Source organism: Branchiibius hedensis (genome assembly GCF_900108585.1).
GTDB lineage: Bacteria > Actinomycetota > Actinomycetes > Actinomycetales > Dermatophilaceae > Branchiibius > Branchiibius hedensis.
In genome coordinates, this window is record NZ_UESZ01000001.1 from 3,129,601 (window position 1) to 3,153,055 (window position 23,455).

At 67.2% G+C, this 23,455-nt stretch carries 23 protein-coding genes; 6 read left to right on the forward strand and 17 right to left on the reverse strand.

The features are described from left to right. Positions 1 to 45 precede the first annotated feature (45 nt). The 3 genes from DR843_RS15155 to DR843_RS15165 all read right to left on the reverse strand — a co-directional run bounded on the left by DR843_RS15155 (position 46) and on the right by DR843_RS15165 (position 6,365). Positions 46 to 912 (reverse strand): SDR family NAD(P)-dependent oxidoreductase, encoded by an 867-nt coding sequence (locus DR843_RS15155; protein WP_109687138.1) that lies wholly within the window; start codon positions 910 to 912, stop codon positions 46 to 48. Positions 913 to 984: 72 nt separating this feature from the next. Then, on the reverse strand, positions 985 to 4,230 hold the full coding sequence (locus DR843_RS15160) for a DEAD/DEAH box helicase (protein WP_109689039.1): 3,246 nt from the start codon (positions 4,228 to 4,230) through the stop codon (positions 985 to 987). Positions 4,231 to 4,289: 59 nt separating this feature from the next. After that, complete coding sequence (locus tag DR843_RS15165; RefSeq protein WP_109687140.1) at positions 4,290 to 6,365, reverse strand: NAD(+) synthase; 2,076 nt, start codon at positions 6,363 to 6,365, stop codon at positions 4,290 to 4,292. Positions 6,366 to 6,416: 51 nt separating this feature from the next. Between DR843_RS15165 and DR843_RS15170 the strand changes: the two genes are divergently transcribed. From DR843_RS15170 to DR843_RS15180, 3 genes are all read left to right on the forward strand, one after another. Continuing rightward, a complete protein-coding gene (locus DR843_RS15170; protein WP_170119885.1) occupies positions 6,417 to 7,379 on the forward strand; it encodes an endonuclease/exonuclease/phosphatase family protein in 963 nt (320 codons plus the stop codon). Between the two features lie 4 nt (positions 7,380 to 7,383). Continuing rightward, positions 7,384 to 7,866, forward strand: a complete 483-nt coding sequence (locus DR843_RS15175; protein ID WP_109687144.1) for a phosphoribosyltransferase — start codon at positions 7,384 to 7,386, stop codon at positions 7,864 to 7,866. 229 nt (positions 7,867 to 8,095) lie between these two features. Continuing rightward, positions 8,096 to 8,557: a hypothetical protein gene (locus DR843_RS15180; RefSeq protein ID WP_109687146.1), complete on the forward strand. Its 462-nt coding sequence runs from the start codon at positions 8,096 to 8,098 to the stop codon at positions 8,555 to 8,557. On the opposite strand, the gene DR843_RS15185 is transcribed toward DR843_RS15180, so the two are convergent. From DR843_RS15185 to DR843_RS15195, 3 genes are read right to left on the reverse strand one after another with little or no spacing between them, the layout of a single operon-like run. Continuing rightward, on the reverse strand, positions 8,509 to 9,060 hold the full coding sequence (locus DR843_RS15185; RefSeq protein WP_109687148.1) for an NUDIX domain-containing protein: 552 nt from the start codon (positions 9,058 to 9,060) through the stop codon (positions 8,509 to 8,511). The two genes, DR843_RS15180 and DR843_RS15185, sit on opposite strands and share 49 nt — an antisense overlap. Continuing rightward, entirely contained in the window at positions 9,057 to 9,860 is an 804-nt protein-coding gene (locus DR843_RS15190) for a crotonase/enoyl-CoA hydratase family protein (protein WP_109687150.1), read from the reverse strand. The genes DR843_RS15185 and DR843_RS15190 overlap by 4 nt, the downstream gene beginning before the upstream one ends. Positions 9,861 to 9,869: 9 nt before the next feature. Beyond that, a complete protein-coding gene (locus tag DR843_RS15195; protein WP_218564414.1) occupies positions 9,870 to 11,126 on the reverse strand; it encodes a low temperature requirement protein A in 1,257 nt (418 codons plus the stop codon). Positions 11,127 to 11,177: 51 nt separating this feature from the next. Here DR843_RS15195 and DR843_RS15200 point away from each other — a divergent pair, with 51 nt between their 5' ends. After that, a complete protein-coding gene (locus DR843_RS15200) occupies positions 11,178 to 11,648 on the forward strand; it encodes an aminoacyl-tRNA deacylase (RefSeq protein WP_109687152.1) in 471 nt (156 codons plus the stop codon). 7 nt (positions 11,649 to 11,655) lie between these two features. On the opposite strand, the gene DR843_RS15205 is transcribed toward DR843_RS15200, so the two are convergent. Together DR843_RS15205 and DR843_RS20135 are read right to left on the reverse strand one after the other, a co-directional pair. After that, positions 11,656 to 13,170, reverse strand: coding sequence for a DEAD/DEAH box helicase (locus tag DR843_RS15205; protein ID WP_109687154.1), 1,515 nt, complete (start codon positions 13,168 to 13,170; stop codon positions 11,656 to 11,658). A 148-nt stretch (positions 13,171 to 13,318) separates the two neighbouring features. Then, a complete protein-coding gene (locus DR843_RS20135) occupies positions 13,319 to 13,780 on the reverse strand; it encodes a cysteine dioxygenase (RefSeq protein WP_170119886.1) in 462 nt (153 codons plus the stop codon). 292 nt (positions 13,781 to 14,072) lie between these two features. Here DR843_RS20135 and trxA point away from each other — a divergent pair, with 292 nt between their 5' ends. After that, positions 14,073 to 14,453, forward strand: a complete 381-nt coding sequence (gene trxA, locus DR843_RS15215; protein WP_109687156.1) for a thioredoxin — start codon at positions 14,073 to 14,075, stop codon at positions 14,451 to 14,453. Between the two features lie 96 nt (positions 14,454 to 14,549). On the opposite strand, the gene DR843_RS15220 is transcribed toward trxA, so the two are convergent. The 9 genes from DR843_RS15220 to DR843_RS15260 all read right to left on the reverse strand — a co-directional run bounded on the left by DR843_RS15220 (position 14,550) and on the right by DR843_RS15260 (position 22,193). Further along, positions 14,550 to 15,053, reverse strand: a complete 504-nt coding sequence (locus DR843_RS15220; RefSeq protein ID WP_146202595.1) for a hypothetical protein — start codon at positions 15,051 to 15,053, stop codon at positions 14,550 to 14,552. A gap of 155 nt (positions 15,054 to 15,208) precedes the next feature. After that, positions 15,209 to 16,312, reverse strand: coding sequence for a CaiB/BaiF CoA transferase family protein (locus DR843_RS15225; protein ID WP_109687160.1), 1,104 nt, complete (start codon positions 16,310 to 16,312; stop codon positions 15,209 to 15,211). 47 nt (positions 16,313 to 16,359) lie between these two features. Next, positions 16,360 to 16,734, reverse strand: a complete 375-nt coding sequence (locus DR843_RS15230) for a type II toxin-antitoxin system VapC family toxin (protein WP_245934146.1) — start codon at positions 16,732 to 16,734, stop codon at positions 16,360 to 16,362. A 2-nt stretch (positions 16,735 to 16,736) separates the two neighbouring features. Further along, on the reverse strand, positions 16,737 to 16,973 hold the full coding sequence (locus DR843_RS15235) for a FitA-like ribbon-helix-helix domain-containing protein (RefSeq protein ID WP_245934147.1): 237 nt from the start codon (positions 16,971 to 16,973) through the stop codon (positions 16,737 to 16,739). A 30-nt stretch (positions 16,974 to 17,003) separates the two neighbouring features. After that, positions 17,004 to 17,624: a class I SAM-dependent methyltransferase gene (locus DR843_RS15240; protein ID WP_211310335.1), complete on the reverse strand. Its 621-nt coding sequence runs from the start codon at positions 17,622 to 17,624 to the stop codon at positions 17,004 to 17,006. A gap of 5 nt (positions 17,625 to 17,629) precedes the next feature. Then, positions 17,630 to 18,679: a prenyltransferase/squalene oxidase repeat-containing protein gene (locus DR843_RS15245; protein ID WP_109687166.1), complete on the reverse strand. Its 1,050-nt coding sequence runs from the start codon at positions 18,677 to 18,679 to the stop codon at positions 17,630 to 17,632. Continuing rightward, the gene (locus tag DR843_RS15250; protein WP_109687168.1) at positions 18,676 to 19,383 is read right to left on the reverse strand and encodes a class I SAM-dependent methyltransferase; all 708 of its coding nucleotides are present in this window, start codon (positions 19,381 to 19,383) and stop codon (positions 18,676 to 18,678) included. The genes DR843_RS15245 and DR843_RS15250 overlap by 4 nt, the downstream gene beginning before the upstream one ends. After that, positions 19,380 to 20,627, reverse strand: coding sequence for a glycosyltransferase family 4 protein (locus DR843_RS15255; RefSeq protein ID WP_109687170.1), 1,248 nt, complete (start codon positions 20,625 to 20,627; stop codon positions 19,380 to 19,382). The genes DR843_RS15250 and DR843_RS15255 overlap by 4 nt, the downstream gene beginning before the upstream one ends. 9 nt (positions 20,628 to 20,636) lie before the next feature. Next, on the reverse strand, positions 20,637 to 22,193 hold the full coding sequence (locus DR843_RS15260; RefSeq protein ID WP_109687172.1) for a flavin-containing monooxygenase: 1,557 nt from the start codon (positions 22,191 to 22,193) through the stop codon (positions 20,637 to 20,639). Between the two features lie 121 nt (positions 22,194 to 22,314). Between DR843_RS15260 and DR843_RS15265 the strand changes: the two genes are divergently transcribed. Continuing rightward, positions 22,315 to 23,454: a geranylgeranyl reductase family protein gene (locus tag DR843_RS15265; RefSeq protein WP_211310259.1), complete on the forward strand. Its 1,140-nt coding sequence runs from the start codon at positions 22,315 to 22,317 to the stop codon at positions 23,452 to 23,454. Position 23,455 lies beyond the last annotated feature (1 nt).

Consider the following 23,455-nt stretch of genomic DNA (forward strand, 5'->3'; position numbering starts at 1 on the left):
GCCAGTACTAGCCCCGGCAAAGGCGTCTGACCAGCAGCGATGTGCTCAGCGTTTCGCGCCCAGAGACTGCAGTTTGTCGATGATCGGGGGCACCGGAGTCTTCCCCGAGCCCACCCGACGGCCTGCCTGCAGCATCAGTGCCTTGTAGACCAGCGGCGAGTAGCGCTTGCCGAAGTAGGCGATCTGACCGTCCGGGTCGGTGATGACGATGAACTTGCCCTGCTTCACCTTCTTGTACGCCGTGGCCGCCACCTGCGCCGCTCCGCGCGGAGCCTTGGTGATCAGGTTGACCGCGGTCTGCTCCATCTCCACGTCCTTGCCCTCCAGGGAGTGGTGCAGGTTGGTGCGGAAGAACGACGGGCAGATCGCCGAGACCGAGATCTTGTACGGCGCCAGCTCCCAACGGGCCGTCTCGGACACGGCCACGATGCCCGCCTTCACCGCGTTGTAGGAGGCCATCGCGGGCGCGTGCACCAAGCCGGCCAACGAGGCGGTGTTGATGATCTGACCGGAGCGTTGGGCCTTCATCAACGGGACGAACGTGCGGATCCCACGGACCGCGCCGAGGAGGTTCACGTCGACGATTCGCTGCCAGTTGTCCATCCCCTCGACATCGAGGCGACCGCCGGCCGCGATGCCGGCGTTGTTGACCAGGACGTCGATGCCGCCCCAGTTGGCTTCCATCCAGTTGCGGGTCTCTTCCCACTGTTCGTCACTGCGGATGTCGAGTTTGCGGTACTCGACTCCCGCGGGCAGCACACCCTCGGGGGCTTGCTCGTGGATGTCGCCGACCAACACGCGGGCACCGTCGGCGGCAAACAGCTTGGTCAGTTCGAGCCCGAGACCGGAGCAGCCACCGGTCAGCAGGACGCGGGCGCCGGCGTAGGAACGTTCGTGGGAGAAGAGAGCCATGCGCCGACTGTAGACGTGACCCGGAGCACATTTCTACTTCCGTAGAAAAGAAACCTTCTCATCCGTAGGTTCCTACTCGAACAAGCCGCGCAGGTCCTGCGCAGTCAGTCCACCGCTGAGCGCACCGCCGTCGTCGACCACCTGCGTGAAGAGATCGCGTTTGCGTTCTTGCAGGGCGAGCACCTTTTCCTCGATGGTCTCCGCGGAGACCAACCGGTAGACGGTGACGGGCTTGTCCTGCCCGATGCGGTGCGCCCGGTCGATCGCCTGCGCCTCGGCGGCCGGGTTCCACCACGGATCGAGCACGAAGACGTAGTCGGCCTCCGTCAGGGTCAGGCCGGTGCCGCCGGCTTTCAGCGAGATCAGGAACGCCGCCTGATCGCCGGCGCGGAAACCGTCGATCTCCTTCTGGCGGGCTTTGGCGGTCATCGACCCATCGAGGTACGCCGTGCTCAGACCGGCGTTCTCCAGCGCGTCTCGCGCGCGACCGAGGAAGCGGGTGAACTGACTGAACACCAATGCCCGGTGGCCCTCGGCAGAGACCTCCTGGATCTGCTCGACGAGAAAGGCGAGCTTGGCCGGCAACTCGCGGGCGGCGTACTCCTGATCCACCAGACTCGGATCCAGGGCCAGCTGCCGAAGTCTCGTCAACGCGGCGAGGATGGCGATCCGGTTGGCCTCGGGGTCCTCCAGCAGGCCGAGCATGCGCTGGCGCTCCCGCTGCAGGTGCCGCCGGTAGATGGTGCTGTGCTTCGTCCCGAGCGTGATGTTTTGCACCTGAATTTGCTTGTCCGGCAGGTCAGTTGCCACTTCGGACTTCGTTCGCCGCAACATCAGCGGCCGGATCCGGCGACGCAACTGGTCCAGGCGCTCCGGTTTCTCCCCGCTTTCGATCGGCTTGCGATAGATCGCCATGAACTGCTCCGGCCGTGGGTAGAGCCCGGGCGCGGCGAGCGCGAACATCGCCCACAGATCCATCAGTGAGTTCTCCAACGGGGTGCCGGTGATCGCCAGGGTGAACGGGGCGCCGACCCGCTTGGCCGCGTGGAACGTCTTGCTCTGGTGGTTCTTGACGTTCTGCGCCTCATCGAGGACCAGTCCCCGCCACGACAGGGTGTGGAAGGCCTCGGCGTCCAGTCGCAGCACGGCGTACGAGGTCACCACGACGTGCGCGCCGCTGATCTGATCACCCAGGGCCTGGCCGCCGCGTCGCGCACTGGTCTGCACCACGGGCACGACGCGCAGATCCGGTGCGAACTTCGCAGCTTCGGAGACCCACGTGCCGACGACCGAACTGGGCGCGACCACGAGGATGGGTTTGTCATCGAGATCCCCTGCAGCGCGGGCGTATTCGAGCAACGCGATGGTTTGCAGGGTTTTACCAAGACCCATGTCATCGGCCAGCACCCCGCCCAAACCGGCCGTCCACAACGTGTGCAACCAGGCGTAGCCGGCGTGTTGATAGGGCCGCAGTTCGGCCTTCAGCCCGTCCGGCAGTGTGGCCTCGAGGTCGACGCCGCGCGAGCGCAGCGCCGCAACGGTGGCCTGCCAGGCGAACGCCTGCTCGTCGACCACACCCAGTTGCTCCAACTCCTCCCACAACCCCACCTGATAGCGGTTGATCGCGACGCCGCTGGGTCGGTCGGCGATCTCGCGCGCCTCGGCCAGCAGGTCCCGCAGCCGCAGCAGATCCGGTTTGTCGAGGGTGAACCAGGTGCCCGACGGTAGGACCAGAACGTCCTTGTCCTGGGCGAGCGCCTTGATCAGCGGACCGATCGGCACCGACTCCCCGTCGATGGTGATGGTCACCATGAGGTTGAGCCAGTCCGGGTCGTCGGGGTCCTGGTGGGTGGCGATCTCGATCAGTGGATCGGCACCGGCCTCTTCGAAGACCGGCAACTCACCGGACAACTCCAGCAGCAGATCCTCGTGGGCGCGCAGGTCCTCCAGATCAGCGATCAAGGACAGTGCCGCCTCATCGGACAGCACATGCTCGGCGCGCGGCCACCAGCCCAGACCGCCCACCGTCTCCAGCAGACCCAGTGGCTGCAACACGGGGATCAGCCGCTGGATCAGGTCCCGCTCCATCGGCCGGTCCCGCCGCATCGAGGTGTGCTCCAGACTCACCTCCTCAGCGAACCGCCCGGCGTAGAACATGTGCGCTCGGACGCCGATCCGGGGCGGAGCGTCGGCCGCACCCGGCGCGGGACTGAGCGTGAGACGCAACCGCAGCGGCTCGGGTTGCTCGATCTCGCCCTCGATCGGCTCGGCGGTTTCGATGCGCGGAGCCAGCCGCGGGTAGTAGACGTGCAGGAATTCGTCGGCATCGCCTGCCGGCACCCGCAGCGACCCGTCGCGGATCAGGGCGTCCACGATCGGACTGACCGGTGCCCCGAAGCCGAGGATCTGCAGGCCCTGGTCGTCGTCATAGGCGAGGACCGCATGCATCGGTTGACCGATGAACCGGCCGCCGGCGATCGCATCGAGCTGCGCGTGTAACTCGATGCCACCGTCGGGGTCGCGCTGCACCTGCACCCGCGGCTCGCGCTCGCGCAGTTCGAACCGGATCGGGAAGTCCTGCTGGTATCCCGGCACCAACGCCACCCCGGCGTCGACGACCGCCTGCAACGCGCGCCACACCGGGGCGTCCGCGAACTGCAGCATCATCGTGTCGCCATAGACGTACCGCGATGCGTTGCTGTTGCGGAAGCGATTGCGTAACTCCACCAGCGCCCGGACTTGCGTCGCGTTGTAGACCCGCGACGCGTCGTACTCGATATCGGACCAGCGGACCTCCTTGTGCCACCGACCGGTCTTGCCCATCCGGGTCGGCGTCAGCAGGACCATCAGTTCACCGCCCGCCCGCGGGCCGGACGTCACCGCGAACCGCAGCCCGAGCGCAACCTTGTCCTCGGCCTGGGAAGCAGCCTCACGCACCCAGGTCTCGACGCGCCCCCGCCACGCATCGGGGGCCGGTGGTGGCGCCGCTTCCGGTGCGATGACCTCGATCGCGGTCAGCAGGGCTGCGACCACGTGTTTGCAGTCGGTCTCCAACGGACACGAACACCGCGACGTCCAACTCACGCGACCACGGCCGACGTCGCGAACGTCCACGATGACCGCGTACGGCGTGGCCTCAGATCCGGCGACCAGAGCCGTCAACCGGGTCGGCTCGCCGTACAGCGCGATCACTCGTTCGGAGTCGGCGTAACCGACCCCACGCTCGTAGGCAAAGGGGTGCACGGACCGCCGCACGTCCTCGGGGGTCAGCCGGGTCAACCACTTCGCCGCACGCAGGGTGCTTGCGAATCCGGCCATGAAACCCAGGGTAGGCGCCAGCACCGACACTGGCGGCGGTCCCTGTGGACAGCACGTCGCTAGCGGGGGACGGCCTCGTGCAGCTCGGCCAGCCAGACGGCCGCGTTGCCGTCGGAGGGCGCTCGCCAGTCGCCGCGCGGGGACAGCGAGCCCCCGTGCACCACCTTGGGCCCGTTGGGCAGGGCGGAGCGTTTGAACTGGCTGAAGGCGAAGAACCGTTTGATGAAGACCTCCAGCCAGTGCGTGATGGTCTCCAGGTCATAGCCGGTACGCCGATCGGTCGGCATCCCCTCCGGCCAATCACCCAGGGCCGGGTCGTGCCAGGCGTGCCACGCTAGGAAGGCGATCTTGCTGGGCCGGAATCCGTACCGGAGCACGTGATAGAGGTTGAAATCCTGCAGCGCGTAGGGCCCGATGGCATCCTCGGTCGACTGCGGTTTCTCGTCCTCGCCGGCGGGGACCAACTCGGGGGAGATCTCCGCGTTGACGATGCCGGCCAGCGTCTGCCCGACCGCCTCGTCGAAGAACTTCTCGGTCACCACCCAGCGGATCAGGTGCTGGATCAGGGTCTTGGGGATGCCGGAGTTGACCGTGTAGTGCGACATCTGGTCGCCCACACCGTAGGTGCACCAGCCGAGCGCGAGTTCGGACAGATCGCCGGTGCCCAGGACGATGCCGCCGCGCTGATTGGCGATCCGGAAGAGGAAATCGGTGCGCAGACCGGCCTGCACGTTCTCGAAGGTCACGTCGTAGACGGGCTCACCCCCAGCGAACGGGTGCCCCATGTCGGTGAGCATCTGCCGCGCCGCGGGTTTGATGTCCAACTCCTCGAAGGTGACCCCCAATCCTTCGCCGAGCGCGTGCGCGAACCCCTTGGAGGTCGATCCGGTCGCGAAGCCGGGCATCGTGAAGGCCAGGATGTCCGAGCGCGGCCGGCCCAGTTTGTCCATCGCCCGTGCGGCGACGATCAGTGCGTGCGTGGAGTCCAGACCACCGGACACCCCGATGACCACCTTCGGCTGACCGATCGCCCGCAACCGCTGCATCAGGCCGGAGACCTGGATGTTGTAGGCCTCGTAACAGTCCTGGGCCATCCGGGCCGGGTCGTCCGGCACGAACGGGAAGCGGTCGATCTGCCGCAGCAGGCCCAGGTCGCCGGCGGGCGGCGCGACCTCGAAGTCGATGGTGCGGAACGTCCCGGACCAATCGGCGTATGTCCGCGCGTTGTCGTCGATCGAGCCATCGCGCAACCGGTCCTGGCGGATCCGGTCCAGGTCGATGTCGACGATCGTGGCGACCGGACCCTCCGGGAAACGCTCGGTCTGCCCCAGGAGGCCACCGCATTCGTAGACCATCGTCATGCCGTCCCAGGACAAGTCTGTCGTCGACTCCCCTTGTCCCGCAGCGGCATACAGGTATGCCGACAGACATCTTGCCGACTGCGCCTGCGACAACAGGTGCCGGTCGTCGGCTCGCCCGACCGTGATCGGCGACCCGGAGATGTTGGCCATGACCGTCGCACCCGCGAGCGCCGCGACCGAGCTCGGCGGCACCGGCACCCACATGTCCTCACACACCTCGACGTGCAGCACCAGCCCGGGCAGGTCACTCGCGCTGAACAGCAGGTCGGTGCCGAACGGCACCTGAAGTCCGGCGATCGACGTACGCCGATCGGGCGCCCCGGCGCCGAAGGTGAGGGTTTGGCCGGTGATCAGGTCCCCTGCGGCGAAGTGTCGCTTCTCGTAGAACTCGCGGTAGTTGGGCAGGTAGGACTTCGGCGCGACGCCCAGGATGTGGCCGCGGTGTACGACGACTGCGCAGTTGTAGAGCCGGTTGCCGTGCCGCAGCGGGGCGCCGATGACCAGCAGTGGCAGCAGGTCGTTGCTGGCCGCGACGATGTCAGCCAGGGCTGCCTCGACCGCGTCGAGCAGCGGGTCCTGCAGCAACAGGTCGTCGATGGCGTAGCCGGAGAGGGTCAGCTCGGGGAAGATCGCCACGGCGACGTGCTTCTCGTGGCACTCCTGCGCCTGTGCGATCACCGTGGCCGCGTTGGTGGCAGGGTCCGCAATCGCGGTGGGGGTGGCACACGCAGCTACCCGCGCGAAGCCGTGCGCGTAACTGTTGTAGAAGTCCATGGCCGCGATTCTATGGGGGTCAGCCACAGTTTCCCTTGGGAGAATCGAGCGATGACCAGCCCGATCGAGACCCAGCCCCGGCGGTTGCCGGAGGATTTCGACCCGGCCCGGCCGCGGCGTACCGCGTGGGTGTGCGCGATCCTCGCGCTGCTGTTTGCGCTGGTGGTGGCGTTGCACGGCCAGTTGCCGCACCGCGGTGGCATCACCAACGTCTTCGGGACGCTCCTGCCCTGGCTGTGGATCCCTGTACTGGTGCTGGTGGTCTGGGCGGCCGCCCGGCGCAGCATCGTCGCGGTCGTCGCCGCGCTGGTCGCGGCCGGGACATGGTTCGCGGTGTGCGCGCCGTACCTGCTGCCGGCCCGGGATCTCGCCTCGTCCAGCAACCTGCGCGTGATCAGCCAGAACGTGCAGGCGGAGAACCCGGACACGGTCGCCACGGTGCGAAACCTGGCCGCACAGAACGCCGATCTGGTGGCGCTGCAGGAGTTCACCCCGACGCAGCGGACCTCGATCACCGACACGCTGAGCGGGTACCGCTACCACTACGCGATCCAGACGGTCGGCTTGTGGAGCAAGTACCCGATCAGCAACACCCGGGCGATGAGCCTGGGGTTCTCCTGGGCGCGCGCCTTCCGGGCTGACGTCGCCACGCCGTCGGGGACGGTGCGGGTTTACGTCGTGCACATGGCCTCGGTGCGCTGGAACGAATTCGCCGACCGCAACCTGATGCTGGCGAATCTGAGCGCCGTCGTGCGAGCCGATCCATCCCAGCGGATCGTGATGATGGGCGACTTCAATGCCGCTTCGACGGATCCGTCGTTCCAGGAGTTGTCCGCGGCCGCTCCGGAAGCGCGCGGCTCGTCGTTCGGGTTCGGTTTCACCTGGCCTGCTGGCGTCGGACTGATCCGGTTGGATCACGTCTTGCTGCGTGGCGTCCAGACCCACGAGGTGTCGGTGCTGCCGGCCAACGGCAGTGACCACCGCGCGGTCGAGGCCCAGTTGCGGATACCGTGAGCGCGTGTCCGACACCTCTGATGACCGCGAGAATCTGACCTGGCACCTGTTCGGGCAAGCGTCCGGGGAGTTGGCTACGGCCATCGAGGGCTCCGGTTTCGTGCCCGAATTGGTCATCGCCGTGGCCCGCGGCGGACTGATCCCGGCCGGAGCGATCGCCTACGCGCTGAAGGTGAAGGCGGCCGGGACGTTGAACGTCGAGTTCTACACCGACATCGAGGAGACCTTGCCCGAGCCGGTCGTGCTGGAACCGCTGCTGGACACCGGTGCTCTGGCCGGCAAGAAGCTGCTGATCGTCGACGACGTCGTCGACTCGGGCAAGACGCTGGCCCTGGTCGTGGAGTTGCTGCAACCGCACGCCAGCGAGATCCGCACTGCGGTGATCTACAGCAAGCCGACCACGATCATTTCGCCGGACTTCTCCTGGAAGGCCACCGACCGGTGGATCAACTTCCCGTGGAGCTCCGGCTCCGGTCTGATCCCCTAGTTTGCCGCCATCGGCCTCGCGGCCCTGGAGTGGGGACACTCATTTCGCCGCCTTCATGACTCGAAGTCATGAAGCCTGCGAAAACAGTCTGCCCCCGCCGGTTACCTGGGGTCGCGAACCTGCGGTTGCTGGTCGTCGCGCCCGCGACAGCAGTCTGCCCCCAACCGGTTATCCACAGCGGCCCACGCCGCGCGCTCCCGCGACACCACTGTTGCTGTGAGATGGCCGGATGCCGCGTGGTGCCGATCCCGCTTGGCGACGCGAGTACGAATCCGTCGTCTGGTCCGCGGAGGTCGCCCGGCTGCAACGAATCTTGCTGGTCAAGGCGGCCAGCCTGACGGGCGTTACTCACGAGCAGCTGGCCCTGGAGCTCGGTGTCTCCCAGACCGGGGTGACGCGGATGCTCGCGAAGGTGTCACGAACGGCAGCCCGACAGTTACCGCGCGAAACCCTCCTACCTGCCGCACAGCCCGCGGTCAGCTGGCTCGGCGACCACTTCGGTTTCAGCGCCACGCAGCTCGTCGAGCGGAACTGGTACCCAACGCCCTACGTCGATCGGGAGATGACGGCCGCAATGTTCGGGTCGGAGGCTGCCGAAGTCGCCGGCGAGCCGCTGGTCGACCTTCACACCGTGGCACCTACCTACCCCACGCGGCCCAGCGCTACGGCAGCGAGCATCAGTGACGACTGACTCTCGCTATCGGTGATCGTGCCGTCGCCGATCAGGCGCATCACCGCGGGCCACGGCACCCGCAGCACCGCGCTGATGCCCTCGCCGAGTTGGTGATCGGAGATCTCCTGCGGCGGATTCGTCAGATCCGTGGCGAGGAACACCGTCGTCCACGCGCGGCAGACCCCGTTGAGGCTGTTGAACTCCCCCACTCGTTGCCACGTCCGGGCGACGACGCCGGTCTCCTCCAGCAGTTCCCGGGCCGCCGCGACCTCCGGAGCCTGCCCGTCGGTGCCGCCGGCGACGACCTCCAAGGTCTTACCCACCGTGTAGCGGTCCATCTCGACCAGCAGCACGTCGTCGTCATCGGTCATCGCGACAACCGACACCGCCGGATGCTGCAACTCGACCACCCCGTAGATCCCCGGCGACCCGTCGGGTCGGATCACCTCGTCCTCGACAACCCGGATCCAGTTGTTGTCGTAGACGATTCGGGTGCTCAGCTGTTGCCAGGCATCACTCATCGACGCGCGCGATCGGCGTACGTCGGCGTCTCACGTTTGAGGCCGGCCACCCGGGCAGCCTTGTGGTTGCGTCCGAGCAGAAGCGGCAGTTGCTCGCGCCGCTCGGCGGCGAAGAGTCGCCGCGGGGATACCCCACCAGCCTTGTCGAAGAGCCGCTTGGCGGCGGCGAGGGCGTCCGGGGAGCGTTCGGTGAGTTGGTGCGCCAGGGCCAGCGCATCGTCGTACGGCGAGAGGCTGACCTGGCCGGCCAACCCGAGTTCGTGCGCGCGGGCGCCCGTGATCACCTCGGCGGTCATCGTCAAGCGCTTCGCCGTCTCGACCCCGACCAGCTCGGACAGTGAGCGCACCCCGGTCATGTCCGGGATCAGGCCCCACTTACCCTCCAGGACAGACCATTTCGCCTCCGGGTGGGTGATTCGGAAGTCCGCGGCCAGCGCGATCTGGATCCCGCCGCCGTAGCAGTGTCCTTCGACCGCCGCGATCACCGGCACTGGCAGCCGGCGCCATGCCCAGCAGGCCTCCTGGAAGCGGTTGGTGCCGCGGATCGGGTTGGGCACGAAGCCCAGGTACAGCTTCTTGGGGTCCTTGCCCACCGACGCAAAATCGAGTCCGGCGCAGAAGGAGTCGCCGGCTCCGGCCAGGACGACGGCCCGCACCGAACGATCAGCGCGCAGCCGCTGCGCAGTCTGCACCAGTTGCGCCAGCAACGGCAGCGTGAGCGAGTTGAGCTTGCTCGGACGGTTCAGGTGCACCCGGGCGATCTGATCAGCGATGTCGCACGTGACGAGCTCTTCAGCCATCCAGCAAGGTTAATCCGATAGTTCGTCCAAGGCCTGCTGCTGGAAGTTGTGCCCGCGCCACTCGTAGCCCACGACCTGGATGAACGGTGCCACCATCACGATCAGCAGACACACCGGGACGGACACTCCTGCCGCCGCCAACACGATGGCCAGACCCAACACGATCAGCGCCGAGGCGATCATCCAGGCGTAGAGCCAGGACCACACCGGCAGCAGGGCCAGGTGGATGACGTAGATCGACACGATGTAGATCGCGATCGGGACCGCGATGAAGGTGATGACCTGGGTCGCCGACAACTCGGTGTGGTGCTCGACGTAGAGCCCGGCCAGGTGCAGTGCGGCACCCACGGCGACGATCGAGCCGAAGACGATGATGTGGCCGTAGCCGAAGAGCCAGGCGTACTGCGGCCGGTGCTCCAAGACTTTGCCGAACGGGTTGATGAAGTAGATCCACCACAGTCCGAAGGTCAGGCCGACTCCGGCGATGACGACGGCCACCGCATCCCAGGTCCAGTGGCCACCATGCTCACCGCCCAGGACGCCCGTGGACGAGGCGATCGTGCCGACCAGTCCTTCGCCCAGGGCGATGATCGCGAACAGCGAGTAGCGCTCGGCGATGTGGTGCGGGTGCCACGGGGTGGGTTTGGCAGTCGATTCCGCCCAGCCGGGGACCAGCATCTCGAAGACGGTCAGCGCCGTCGTCAGGCACAACGTCGGGACGAGCGGCAGTTCGACGATCGCGACAACAACCCAGCCGATCTGCGCCAGACCAACCCCTTTGGCGTAGCGCAGCGCCGTCGCCCGGTACTCCGGCGATTGCTTGGCCACCCGTAACCATTGGGAGATCATCGCCACGCGCATCACGACGTACCCCGCGACGATCACCCGGTTGTCGAGGTGGTGACCCTCCTCGATCGACTGGAACATCGCCGGGATGCCCAGGGCCAGGATGACGACACCCACCATCTGGACCATCGTCATGGCGCGGTAGACCCAGTCGTCGGTGTCGAACGCTGACGCGAACCAGGTGAAGTTGATCCAGGCCCAGGTGATCGCGAAGGTCGCGAAACCGAAGCCGAGCAGCGCGGGCAGGATGTGGCCCTCGGCGGTGACCTCGGCCAGGTAGGTCGCCGCGACCCCGACCGCGATCACGAAGGTGAGGTCGAAGAGCAACTCCAGCGGGCTGGAGACGCGGCCTTCTTCGTGGGGGTCGCGGCCGCTCATGCGCCGGATCCGGTGCACTTGGGCGTGCGTGTGGTCGGTCATTTTCACCTGCTGCAACGGTCGGGGGCTGACGTCGCGAAGCATACTGGCCCCATGAGCGATCTCTCCCGAGCTGAACAGGACGCCGTCGATCGCGGTATCGCCATCGAGGTCATCGAGCGACCGCCGTCCAACTCACTGCAGGAGGCGGCCGACGCACAAGGCATCAGCACCGCTGACATCGTGAAAACCCTTGTGCTGAAACGACACGACGGTGACTACCTGCTGGTCCTGGTGCCCGGCGACCGACAGATCGACTGGGCCAAGCTGCGAGCGGTCGTCGGGGTCAACAAGCTTCGACTTCCCGACGCCGACGACGCCCTCGCAGCAACGGGATACGCGCGCGGCACCATCACCCCGTTTGGCGCAGAAGGCAACTGGCCGGTCTATGCCGACTCGAGCATCGTCGGCCGCCGGATCTCGATGGGAGCCGGCGCACCAGGTCGCAGCCTCTGGGTTGAGGCCGACGACCTGGTGCGGGGCTTCGAGGCGACCGTGGCCGACATCAGCAAGCCGGCCGCGTAGGGCTAGCTCAGCGAGCGCGGCTGGAGCGGCGCGCAGAGAAGTCCGCTGCACCCGACCGGCGAGTGGCCGGCTGGGCGGAACGGCCGCTCCCGGAACTACTTGCGGTGCGGCCCGACGACGAACGCCCGGACTGGCCGGACGCCGAACGCCCGGACTGGCCGGACGCCGATCGGCCGGACTGAGCCGAGGAGCGGTGAGAACGTCCGCGGCCACCCGAGCGGCCACCACCGGAGCGGTTGCCCGAGCCCGACGCGCGGTTGCCGCCGGCACTCGCCTGAGCGGGTGCGGCAGCCGGTGAGACCGCAGACGGCTCAGCGAACGTCCGCTCCCCGGGAACCAGTTCGCGCAGCAGCGGGTGCTCCGCGGTGACCCGAGTGGTGGTCGGCTTGATGCCGGCCTGACGGGTCAGGTCCCGCACGTCGCGCACCTGGTCGTCGGTCATCAGGGTGATGACGGTGCCCTGGGCGCCCGCACGCGCCGTACGTCCGGAACGGTGCAGGTAGGCCTTGTGCTCGACCGGCGGGTCGGCGTGGATCACCAGCGCGACGTCGTCGACGTGGATGCCGCGTGCGGCGATGTCGGTCGCGACCAAGGTCTGCGCGGCGCCGGAGTGGAACGCGTCCATCGAGCGGGTGCGCGCACCTTGAGAAAGGTTGCCGTGCAACTCAACTGCGGGTACGCCGATCGAATTCAGTTGACGCGCAAGCTTCTTGGCCCGGTGCTTGGTCCGGGTGAAGACCACGGTGCGTCCGGGAGCGGCGACCAGATCGGTCAGCACCGGCAGGTGGTCCTTGTCGGCCACGTGCAGGACGTGGTGGCTCATCGCGGACACCGGCGATTGCGCCGAATCGGCTTCGTGCGTAACGGGTTGGTGCAGGAACGCCTTCACCAACTGGTTGACGCCGGAGTCGAGCGTCGCCGAGAAGAGCAGCCGCTGCGAGCGCTGCGGCGTCTTGGCGAGGATCCGGCGGACACCGGGCAGGAAGCCGAGGTCGGCCATGTGGTCGGCCTCGTCGAGCACGGTGATCTCGACCGCCGACAGATCGACATGACCCTGCCCCATCAGGTCCTCGAGACGGCCCGGGCAGGCGACGACGACGTCGACACCGCTGCGAATCGCACTGACCTGCGGGCCCTGACCGACGCCGCCGAAGACGGTGCGCGAGGTCAGACGGTATTTCGCCGCCAGCGGCGCGAGCGCCTCGTCGATCTGGGTAGCCAGCTCCCGCGTAGGGGCCAGGATCAGCGCCCGGGGGCGTTTCGGCGTACGTCGACCGGAACTGGCCGCCAACCGCGCCACCAGAGGCAGCAGGAAGGCGTAGGTCTTGCCGGAGCCGGTACGGCCGCGGCCCAGCACGTCGCGCCCGGCCAGGGAGTCCGGCAGGGTCGCGGTCTGGATAGGGGTCGGCTGGGTGATGCCCGCGGTGGTGAGGACCTCGACCAACGGGGCCGGCACGCCGAGCGCGCCGAACGAGGTTGTTGCCTTCTGGGCAGCAGGACGTGCAGAAGTACTGAGTGACAAAGGTTCTCCGAAAGAACAGGGTGATGCGGTCGGTTCTGCCCGGCGCGGTTCCTCGCGGGTGCGAGCGCGTCACAGTGGCATCGACGGGATGAATCGCAAAGGCGCGTGCGCTGCAGAACGGGGCGCGCGGCCTCCGCCAGCCTAGTGCTTAGGGGTTGACCGGCACCAATCGGCCGTCGACCAACTCGTACGGGGTCATCTCGGTCAGGCCCGGGGAGTAGGCGTGCACGGTCAACGCAGGGGTGTCCCCGACGTTGGTCATGTTGTGGATGTGGCCCGCCCCGAAGGCCCGCTCGTCACCCTTCTCCAGCAACAAGTCGCCCACCGAGCCACCCCGGCGGGACTCCTCGATCAGCTCACCGGTCACCACGACGTACGCTCCGGCGGCCTGCCCATGGTCGTGCCACCCGGTGGTCGACCCGACCGGCCACACCATCAACCAGACCTCAAGGTGCGCGTTGGAGTCCAGGGAGATCCGCTGCCGCTCGGTCACGGTCAGATCGACCTGGCCGGCGTGGCTGTCGTCGGAGGCGAACAGGCGCGCAATCCGGATCAGCTGCTCGGCCGTGAAGTCACGGATACCGAGCGAGGAAACCGAGGGTGTGGACATTTCGTGTGAAGCCTTCGTGGGTTGGGGTTCCGGGCGGTGGACCCGGGCTGTTCGGACGTGAGCGGATGTGCTCAAACGCGACAGCGATGCCACATCGCGGCGCGCTGGGTGAGGCGCATCGCGGTATAGGTGGCGGTCGAAGACATGCCCATAGTTCACCATGCCATCCACGCATGAGCCAAAGGTGATTCCGCTGGGCGGACACTGTGCGGCCGATGTGGGGGAATCTTTGCCGCGAGAACACGTTGAACAAGAGCGAGAAGTTTTGACTGCAGATACGAGGAGCAGGGCCATGGCCACGACCACGCTGACCGAAGAGAACTTCGCGTCAACCATCAACGACAACGACATCGTGCTGGTCGACTTCTGGGCGACCTGGTGTGGTCCGTGCCGTCAGTTCGGCCCCGTCTTCGAGGCCGCCTCGGCGCAGCATTCCGACATCGTCTTCGGCAAAGTCGACACTGACGCGCAGCAGAACCTCGCCGGCGCGCTGAACATCTCCTCGATCCCTACCGTGATGGCGTTCCGCGAAGGTGTCCTCGTCTTCGCCGACTCGGGTGCGTTGCCGCAGCGGGCGCTGGCCGAGGTGATCGAGCAGGTCCGCAACCTGCCGATGGACAAGATCCACGCCGAGATCGCCGAGCAGCAGGCGAACGGCTCCACCGACGCCTGACGGTGCGCTGTAGCGACCGTAAGGCACCACTCGACGCGAACTGGTCACCCGCAGCACGATCCGCGCCACCGTAAGCCACCACTCGACGAGAACTGGTCAGGTACCGAAACGACGGAGTAGCTGATCGCGCAGCTCCCTGCGGCTCACTTCGGGAATCGTCCGCTGCGGCTCGCCGGACCAGACATCGTCGACGAGCTTCTGGATCCATCGGTCGGCGCGATCCGTGCTCAGCACCGGCTCGCCCAGCACGAGGTCAGACTGTTCCCGCGCCGAAAGGTCTGTGACAGCAGCGTCGGCGAAGGTTTCAGCGAGCAGCTCGCGTACCTCCGCGTCGCCTGCCGACCGCGGATCAGTGCTGTCTGGTGGAATCTGCCCAGCCAGCCAACTGGCAACCAAGGGCGCCGCCAAAGCCTCGCCCAATTGCGCGTTCAGCACGATCCACGCTACCGACGTATCGGCCTCGTAGAGGTCCAGGGCAGCGTCGCGAATAGCCTGCTTCTCCGCGCCTTCTGCAAGTGGCCGACCGAGGGCGGACAACTTGCGGATGACCGCGATTCGCGTGGCAACGCTACTCACGACATCGTTCGGCGACGTGCCCACCAGGTCAGCTTGGATCGAGGCCAGACTCATCGCTCGTTCGATATCGTCAGTGTCCGCATCGGGTCGATCGGCACCGGGGTAGTAGACATGCGGTTCGAGCCGCTCGTACGCCGATCGCGCCGCTTTGGCGAGGCCACGTCGCCGCCACCAGCGCATCAGTTATCTGACAATTTCGGTGGTGCGAGGCGGTAGGTCACCGGCGTCTGCGACAGGTTGATCGGGTTGGCGACGACCGGCGTGCCGGCGCAGTCCTGCACCGGCGTGAGCCCCATCGACTCGGCGTAGGCGAACGCGTCGGCGACGTTGTTGATCGGCCCGGCCGCGATCCGCTGCGCGGCGAGCGCCTCGCACCACTCCTGCGCGGCGCGTCCTGACAGCCGCTGGTTGAGGAGCTCGGTCAATTCCCCGGCATGTTCCGTCCGGTCGACGTTCCGCACAAAGCGAGGATCATCGGCCAATTCCGGGGCACCGACCACCGTTGCCAGAGAACGGAATTGGGCGTCATTGCCACACGCGATCACCATCGGTTTGTCGGCGGCCTGATACACGTCGTACGGCGAGAGCGACGGGTGAGCGTTGCCCATCGCACGCGGCACGTTCCCGGCCAGCAGGTAACCGGACGCCTGGTTGACCAAGGTCGCGAGCGACGTACTCATCAGGTCGATGTCGACCCGCTGCCCCTGCCCGGTGCGCTCCCGGTGGAACAGCGCCGCGATGATGCCCACCGCTGCGTGCACCCCGGTGAGTACGTCGATCAGGGCCACCCCGGCCTTCGTCGGCTCATCGGGTGAGGGCCCCGTGACGCTCATCAGGCCGCCGGTCGCCTGGATCAGCAGGTCGTAACCCGGCGAGGTCGACTGTTGGCCGAATCCGCTGACGCTGCAATAGATCACGCCGGGATTGACCAGCCGCAGGTCGTCGTACCCCAACCCCAACTTCTCCATCGTGCCGGGCAGGAAGTTCTGTACGACGACGTCCGCGCGCTCGGCCAGTTCCCGGGCGGCGGCGAGGTCGGCGTCCGACTTCAGGTCCAGCGCGCGCGAGGTCTTGTTGCGATTGATCGCCTCGAAGTACGTCGAGCGACCATCCGGCGTGTACGGCGGCCCCCAGCCGCGCGTCTCATCGCCCGTGCCGGGGCGCTCGATCTTGATGACGTCGGCACCGAGATCGCCCAGCAGCATCGTCGCGTACGGCGCCGCCAGCACCCGGCCGAAGTCCGCGACCACGATCCCACTTAAAGCGCCCGTCTCGTTCGTCACCGACCTAGTGTCCTGTCTCCCGACACCACGCATCTAGTCATTAGAAGTCAGCAGACCACGACGAGCGCGGTGTGACCGCGGCCGGCCAACTTCTTGTCACACGTGAGCAGCGACGCATCCAGACCCTCGGCGAGCGCGATGTACGACGCGTCGTAGGCGGTGAACTGACGCCGCAACTGCCAGATGCGCTCCGCGAGGGGCTCGGTCTCGTATCGAGTCACGGCGAACTCGAAGAACGTCGCCTTCGCCACGGCAGCGACCGCCGCCGGGATCTTGTTCGCCAGCTCGAGGCCACGCAGCGCCGAGAGGACCTCAACGTCGAGCAGGTAGGGAGCATGCAGATCCCCGGCGAGGAGGTCAAGCAACTGATCGTCCGGCGCACGACCAACCAACGCCTCCACCATCGCGGAGGCGTCAACCACGATCACTTCCGCGCGGCCTGGATCACCGAGACGATTTCGGAGGAGGAGGGCGCTGCGGAGCGATCGAGGCGACGAAGCCGGGCGACGACCTCATCGTTGGAGGGCCGGGCGCCAAGCTTCACCAGTTCGGTTGCTACGTAAACCGACAAAGAAGTGCCCTGGGCTGCTGCTCGTCGCTTGAGCGTCTCTGCAACCTCGTCGGGCACGTCGCGCACATAGAGGGTCGCCATGTACTTCATGCTAGCAGTCTGCAAGCAGAAGAAGCAGCGTCAGGTGCGGCGAAGAACCCGCAGCGAGCCGTGCTGCGCGATCTCGACGAAACCTTCGGAGAACGCCCGCTGCACCACGTGCCACGGCGCCTGCCCACCGTCGGCCGGGTCCGGGAAGACATCGTGCACCAACAGCGTCCCGCCGGGCACCACGAACGGCGCGAAGGCCGCGTAATCGTGCTGGGCGGTCTCCTCGGTGTGATTGCCATCCAGGAAGAGCAGTGTGAGCGGCGATGCCCACCACGACGCGACCTGTTGGGTCGAGCCGACAACCGCGCTGCAGACGTCCGCCACCGAGTCGAGCACCGGCCGGAAGGTCGGCAGCGTGTCCAGCCGGCCGGACACCGGATCGACCATGGCGGTGTCGTGCCACTCCCAGCCGGGCTGGTTCTCCTCCGAGCCGTGGTGGTGATCGACGGTCACCAACGACGATCCGGATCGACGGGCTGCGTCGGCGAGGATCAGCGTCGACTTGCCGCAGTAGGTCCCGATCTCCAACCACGTGCCCGGCGAGGACCGCAGCGCGTGTGCGTGCAACGCCTCTCCCTCGTCCTGCGGCATGAACCCCTTGGTGTTGGCAACGGCGGTCGCCACCTCCGCCGGCAACGATGCAGGCACCATGTCGGTCAACTCACCGCCTCCCTGCCCCGGTCGGCCGAGGGGCCGAGCCCCAGGTCCCGCCACAACGAGGCGCCACCGGTCGCACCGACCAGTGCGTCGCCGGCGAGCACCATCGCAGCCGCTGTCCACGAGGTCTGCTCCACGGGCCACACCTGGTCGTTCACCACGTTGCGTCCCGTCCAGTAGCCACCGGTCTGCTCATCACGCAGTGACTGAATATCGGCGAAAAGCTCCAAAGCAGAGTCAGATTCACCGATCGCATCCAGCGCGACGACACACTCGACGGTCTCCGCCGCAGTCACCCACGGCTCGTCGTCCACGCAGCGCACGCCCTCGCCCGCCATCACGTAGCGCTCCCACGAGTCGCGCAGCCGCGAAACCGCCGAAGGCCCGCGCAAGGCCCCCGCCAGCACCGGGTAGTACCAATCCATCGAAAACCGCGACTTGTCCAGGAATACTGCCGGTCGCTCGCAGATCGCTTCGGCCAGCACGTTCGCCGACCAGCGCCACCGCGGTCGGTCCACTCCCACTGCGTGCGCGATCAATTCACCGCAGCGCAACGCCTGCCACGCACTCGAACACCCGGTGAGCAGAGCGCCGTCGACGAAACCACCGTCTTCCCCTGCCGCCCAGGCCAGTTCGCCGTCGGGTCGCTGCGCACGGGCCACGAAGTTCAGTGCCTTCTCCACCGTTGGCCAGATCCACGTCAACGCGTCGATCCGACCGGTCACCAGGTAGAAGTGCCACGCTCCGACCGCGATGTAGGCGCACTGGTTGGTGTCCGCAGCCGCGTCCAGCACCACACCGTCGCGCACCGACATCGGCCAGGACCCATCCGGCCGTTGCGTGTCGATCAACCACTGATACGCCGCCGCCGCCTGCACCAGGTGACCGGTGACCGTCAGTCCCATCGCCGATTCGATGTGGTCCCACGGATCCACGTGACCATCCTCGAACCACGGGATCGCGCCGTCGGCAGTCTGCAGAGAGGCGATGAACTCCCCTGTGCGACAGACCTGTTCGGTGCTGAGCACACCAGGGACGGCGAAGGTCACGGCTTGGTCAGGTAGACGACGAAGCTCTTGCCGAGGACCGGGTTCAACACCCGCTCACTGACCCGGGTCAGCGCGGGCGCCTTCATCATGTCCCACACCAACAGCTTGTGATAGCCACGCGTGGCGAAGTTCTCGTTGTCCGGCCCGACCGCGCATTTGAGCCACCAGTACGGCGCGTGCAGGGCGTGCGCGTGCTCCGTTTTGTACGGCGTGAGCCCGGCTGCCGTGAGCTTTGCGACCAGGTCGCTGGCCTGATAGATCCGGATGTGGCCGCCTTCGACCTCGTGGTACTCATCGGACAGCTTCCAGCAGACCTGCTCGGGCCAGTTGCGCGGCACGGTGACGGCGACCCGCCCGCCGGGTTTGGTCACGCGAGCGATCTCGGCGATCGCGGCCTCGTCCTCGTGGATGTGCTCCAGGATCTCTGACGCGAGCACCCGGTCGAAAGACTCGGAAGGGAACGGCATCGCCCGCGCATCCCCGTGCTGCACTGTCGCAGAAGCCCCTGCAGGCACCTCCCCCTCGAGCTCCATCGCCCCGAACATCGACTTCACATCCGCCAGATCGGCCTCGTTCATGTCGAAGGCGGTGACGTTGGCACCCCGGCGCAGCGCGGCGTACGAGTGTCGGCCCTGGCCCGCACCCACGTCCAGGAAACTCATCCCCGGCTGCACGTCGAACGTGTCGTAGTCGATGGTGATCATCGTGAACTCCCCTGTTGCGCCGAGATCGCCGCGAGGTATTGCGCGACCGTCTGCCGCGCCACGGCCCGCCAACTGTAGGTGTCGACTGCGCGGCGCCGGCCCACCGCCCCCATGGCCGCCCGTCGTTCCGGGGCTGCCACCAGAGCCGCCAGCGCGTCTGCCAGCGCGGCTGGGTCACCGGGCGGCACCAGCACGCCCGCCGCAGACGGTGAACGGCCCATCAGATCCGGCAACGCACCCACCGATGAGGCGACCAGCGGGGTCCCGCAGGCCATCGCCTCGACCGCTGGCAACGAGAACCCCTCGTAGCGCGACGGCACCACATGCACCTGCGCCGACGCGAGAAGCGTCGCCAACTCCGGCTCCGGAAGCCCGCTGCGGAAGGACACCCGGTCCAACAGCCCGGCGTCGGCGAGTTGCTTGTTGGTCCGGTCTGACGGCGACCCGACCACGATCAACTCCCGCCACACAGCCGGGTCCAGCCGGGCCAACGCCGCGATCAGCACCGACAAACCCTTCAGTGGTACGTCGGCACTGGCGACCGTGACCAACCGCCCCTCGACGCGAGGCGCGGCAGGGGGCGCGAAGACGTCCACGTCGACACCGACCGGGACCACCGCGATCCGCTCCGGGGCCACCTGGAAGTCGCGCTCGATATCCACCTTCGAGGTCTCGGACACCGTGAGGACGGCGGGCAGTTGCCGCGCCACCCGGCGCTGCATCCACACGAAGTCGTAGAACCGGCGTTTGGTGATCCGCTGCCAACCTCGCGCGTGCGCCAGTTCCAGCTTCCGGTCGGCCGTGATCGGGTGATGGATCGTGGTCAGCAACGGCAGCCCGCGCCGGTGCAGCCGCAACACGCCAGGCGCCAACGTCTGGTTGTCGTGCAGGAGGTCGAAATCGCCCAGCCGCGAGCGCATCAGCCGCTCCAAGCGCAAGCCGAAGACACGCGGCTCGGGGAAACCCGCCGTACACATCGTGGCGTATTCGAGCACGTCCAGGTCCGAGCGGAACTCGCGCAGCCCGGGTCGGCGGAACGGATCCTCGGGGCGGTAGAGATCCAGCCCCGGCACCTTGGTGAGCTTCACGCCGGAGTCCAGGACGGCGTACGGCGCACCGGAGAACACCTCGACCCGATGGCCGAGCGCGGTCAACTCCCGGGACAGGTTGCGCACGTAAACGCCCTGGCCACCGGAGTGTTCTTTGCTCCGGTAAGAGGCCAGGGCGATACGTAGTGAGGTCAAGTCGCCAGTTTAGGCAGGCACCGACTCGGGCTGGGTTACGCCGGTGTGAACGTCGTCGGCGGGCTTGCGGGCCTCGCCGGCGCGCACGTAGACCATGTCGTCGGTGACGTTCTTCTTGCCCAGCGTCTTGCGCTCGGAGAAAAAGTTCTGCTTGACCGCCCACGGATCCCGCGCGCCGACCTTCGGGAAGTCCCAGATGTCGCGCTGGATGTAGGTCGAGGTCGCGTCCATGAAGGGCAGCGGCTCCATCGGAGCACCGGAGTTGACCGGGTACCCGAACGAGTAGCCACCGTTGTCGACGTGGTTGACGAACGTGGTGAAGAACTGCGCCAGCATGTCCGCCCGCAGCGTCCACGAGGAGTTGATGTACCCCACACAGATCGCCAGGTTCGGAACTCCCTCGATCATCGCGCCGCGGTAGGCGAAGCGGTCGGCCAGATCCACTTCCTGCCCGTCGACCTTCAGGGTCATCCCACCGCCGAGCTGCATCCGCAAGCCCGTCGCGGTGACGATGATGTCGGCCTTGAGCACTTCACCGCTGGAGATCCGGATGCCCTCGGGCACGAAGGAATCGATGGTGTCGGTGACGACGCTCATCCGGCCGCTGCGGATCTCCCGGAAGAGGTCGGCGTTCGGCACCACACAGACGCGCTGGTCCCACGGCTTGTAGCGCGGCGTGAAGTGCTTCATGTCGACGCCGCTGCCCGCGAGCTGGGCCTTGACCTGGTTCAGCAGGACCTTGGTTGCGAGCTTCGGCGCGCGGCGGGTGAACTCGTAGAACCCGAGGGTCATCCCGGCGTACCGCATCCGGACGATGTTGTAGACCTTCTCCTTGCCCAGCTTGCCCTCGAGCTTCTTCAGCGACAGCGCGATCGGGTCTTTGCCCGGCTGGGTGATCACGTAGCTGGGCGAACGCTGCAGCATCGTGACCTCGGCGCCGCGCTTGGCCATCGACGGCGCCAACGTGATCGCGGTTGCGCCGGAGCCGATGATGATGACCCGCTTGCCCTCGTAGTCCAGGTCTTCGGGCCAGAACTGCGGGTGCACGATCGTGCCCTCGAACGACTCCTGCCCGGGGAAGGTCGGGTTGTTGGGGTTGTCGTAGCTGTAGTAACCGCCGCTCCAGTAGACGAACTTCGTCCGCACCGTGCGGCTGCCGCTCGCGCCGGTCACCTCCAGCGTCCAATGCCCGTCGGCGCTGTCCCAGGCCGCATCGGTGACCTTGGAGTCGTAGACGATGTGCTCGTCGATGCCGTACTTACTGGCGGTGTCCTGCAGGTACTTCAGGATCTTGTCCCCGTCGGCGATGGCATCCGGTCCGGGCCACGGCTCGAAGGGGAAACCCAGCGTGTACATGTCGGAGTCGGAGCGCACCCCCGGATAGCGGAACAGGTCCCAGGTCCCCCCCAGGGCCGAGCGGGCCTCGAGAATGACGTAGTCCTTGCCCGGGTTCTGCGTCTGCACCCGGTACGCGGCGTCGATACCGGACAAACCGGCGCCGATGATGACGATGTCGTGCTCTTCGACCTGCGCCGCCGACTCGGCGGTGTCCAGAACCTGGGACATGCAAGGACTCCTCGATGGTTACGGTGTGGTTACTACGTGTGTAGTAGACCACATCCGGCTCTCGGTGTGTAGTGCATCACATCCTGATCTGCTGACCTTCTTCCTTCTAGGATCTGGCGTCGTGACCGACGAGATCTTCGACGTCGCCGTGGTCGGCGGCGGTCCGGCCGGGTCCAGCGCCGCCCGCGTGGCAGCGCAGGCCGGTGCCCGGACCGTGCTGCTCGACCGTGCCGTCTTTCCACGGTACAAAACCTGCGGCGGCGGCCTGATCGGTGTCACCCTGGCGAACCTGCCGCCGGACCTGCGCCTTCCGGTGCAGCAGCGGGTGCGTACGGCGACCTTCACCCTTCGCGGCACCAAACCGGTCACGCGGCAGGCACCCGCGACCTTCCTGACCCTCGTGGACCGCTCGGAATTCGACGCCGCGCTGTTGGATGTCGCAGTACGCCGAGGGGTTGCGACCCGCCTCGGCGTCGCGGTCTCCGGGGTCACCCAGGACGACGACCTCGTGTCCCTGGCCACCGCAGAAGGACCGGTGTTCGCCCGCGCGGTGGTGGGGGCCGATGGGTCGACCAGCCGGCTGGGCCGGACCGTCGGCGTCCGCATCGCCCAGACCGACCTCGGCCTGGAAGTCGAACTCGGTTCGCAGATCCCCGAAGAATGGATCGGTCGGATCCAGATCGACTGGGGCCCCGAACCCGGCTCCTACGGATGGGTGTTCGCCAAGCGACGCGGTCTCACGGTCGGGGTCATCGACAGCAAGGGGCGGCCCGATGCAACGCGGGCCTATCTGGCGGACTTCGTCGCCCGCCTCGGCATGCAGGACCTGCCGGAGCGGATCAGCAGCGGCCATCTCACCCGGTGCCGCACCGCTGACTCGCCGCTCGGCGCCGGTCGGATTCTGCTGGCCGGCGACGCCGCGGGACTGCTCGAACCGTGGACGCGGGAAGGCATCTCCTACGCGGTGCGATCGGGTGGACTCGCCGGTGCGGCCGCTGCCGCACTGGCCAGGTCAGGCGATCCCGGAGCGGTCCAGGCGGCGTACGCACACCAGATCCAGACCACGCTCGGTCGCGAAATGAACGCTGGCGCAACGGCATTGCGCACGTTCGAGCGCCACCCGGGCCTCGTGCACCAGCTGCTGCGCGCGAGCCCGTGGGCGTGGCGACAGTTCGTGAAGGTCGCCGACGGTCAGGCGTCGGTCGCCGATCTGGCCGACCATCCCGTCGTACGCCGATCGGCAGCGTTGTTACGCCGGTGAC